The sequence below is a fragment of the bacterium genome (assembly GCA_016873475.1).
GTDB lineage: Bacteria > Krumholzibacteriota > Krumholzibacteriia > JACNKJ01 > JACNKJ01 > VGXI01.
Genome location: VGXI01000403.1, coordinates 1 through 1,694, shown reverse-complemented (window position 1 = coordinate 1,694; position 1,694 = coordinate 1). Strand labels below are relative to the sequence as shown.

General features: G+C 74.1%; 2 protein-coding genes. Both read left to right on the top strand.

Annotated elements, in window-relative coordinates; translation table 11 throughout:
• Positions 1-1,322, top strand: a 1,322-nt coding sequence (locus FJ251_16180) for a glucose-6-phosphate isomerase (GenBank protein ID MBM4119238.1), incomplete at its 5' end; no start/stop codon positions are given.
• Between the two features lie 101 nt (positions 1,323-1,423).
• Positions 1,424-1,694 (top strand): hypothetical protein (locus FJ251_16175; protein MBM4119237.1); only part of this gene is annotated, 271 nt, incomplete at its 3' end.

Genomic DNA, 1,694 nt, shown 5'->3' with positions numbered 1-1,694 from the left:
CCTGGGCCGCCGACCTGCCGCGCCTGGCCGCCAACGCACTCGGCGCGCGGCGCGCGCTGCTCGCCAGGACCTGCCCGGGGGCCGACTTCCTGGGCTGGCTGGACCTGCCGGTGGCGGCGGAGGAATGGCGCGGCTCGCTCCAGGACCTCGCGGGCGAGCTGCGCGGCGAGGTCAAGCACCTCGTCGTCTGCGGCATCGGCGGCAGCACTCTCGGCGCGCGCGCGCTGATCGAAGCCTTCGCCGAGCCGGGGCCCACGGGCGGGCTCCTCCTGCGCGGGCCGCGCGGCCGCGCGCTCGGACCCGAGATCCACTTCGCCGGCGAGCAGATGGGCGGCCAGGCCCTCGCCGGCCTCTTGCGGCGCCTGAAGCGCAAGCCCTTCGCGGTGAACGTCATCAGCAAGAGCGGCACGACGCTCGAGACGGCCCTCGCCTTCCGCCTGCTGCGCGAGCTGCTCATCGAGCAGCACGGCGCCGCCGCGGACCGCTACATCCTCGCCACCACGGATCCGGCGCAGGGCGCGCTGCGCAAGCTGGCCCTGGCGCGCAGCTGGCGCAGCTGGCCGATCCCGCCGGACGTCGGCGGCCGCTTCAGCGTGCTCAGCCCCGTCGGCCTGCTGCCGCTGGCCGTGGCGGGTGTGGATATCAAGGCCCTGCTGGCCGGCGCCCGCCGCGCCCGCGCCCGCTTCCTGGGCGGCGAGATCGCGGCCGGCGACCCGGGCGCCGTGGACATCCTGCTCGACAACCCGGCCCTGCACTACGCCGCGCTGCGCCGGCACCTCCACACGGGCGGCAAGGCGATCGAGCTGCTCGCCGTCTTCGAGCCGGCGCTCGCGCGGGTCGGCGACTGGTGGGCGCAGCTGTTCGGCGAGAGCGAGGGCAAGGGCGGCAAGGGGCTCTTCCCGGCCCGCGCCAGCTACAGCACGGACCTGCACAGCCTCGGACAGTACGTGCAGGAGGGACCGCGTCATCTGGTCGAGACCTTCATCGCGCTGGCCGAGCCGCCGACCGGCCCCGGTGTGCCGCTGCTGCGCGCGGCGGACAGCAGCACCGAGGACGGCGACGGCCTGGCCGAGTTCGCGGGCCGGCCGCTCGCCGCCTTCAACGCGGCGGCCGAGCTGGGGACGATGATCGCGCACGACGCGGGTGGCGTGCCCGTGCTGCGCATCGTGCTGCCGCGCCTGGACGCGGAGAGCCTGGGCGAGCTGGTCTACTTTTTCGAGGCGAGCTGCGCCGTCAGCGCCCTGCTGCTCGGGGTGAACCCCTTCGACCAGCCGGGCGTGGAGGCCTACAAGCGCGAGATGCGGGCGTTGCTCGCTCGCTAGCCGATCGGGCTGTGGACGGGGCCACCTGGTCCGCCGCGTGCATGGGCGGGCGCAGGTTGGCGGGTTTCCAGCGTTCCATCGCCATCCCCGGGAGGGACTCCATGCTTCGACTGCGGATCTCGAACTCGCGTTCTTGCCTCATCCTGGCGCTGGCTGCCGCGATCTTCCCCGTCGGCGCGCGCGCCGAGCTCGCGGTTTGGGCGGTCGGCGATTCGGAGAAGCTGCACCCGACAGCGGCCTACGAGGCGAGCAACTTCTTCTGGGACGGCGCGACGCGCACGCTTCGCCTGCACAGCGCTCGCAACGAGGTGATCGCTTTCCAGATCGCGCTGCGCTCGGACACGCCGTTGGCGGGCGTCGACCTCCTGCCCA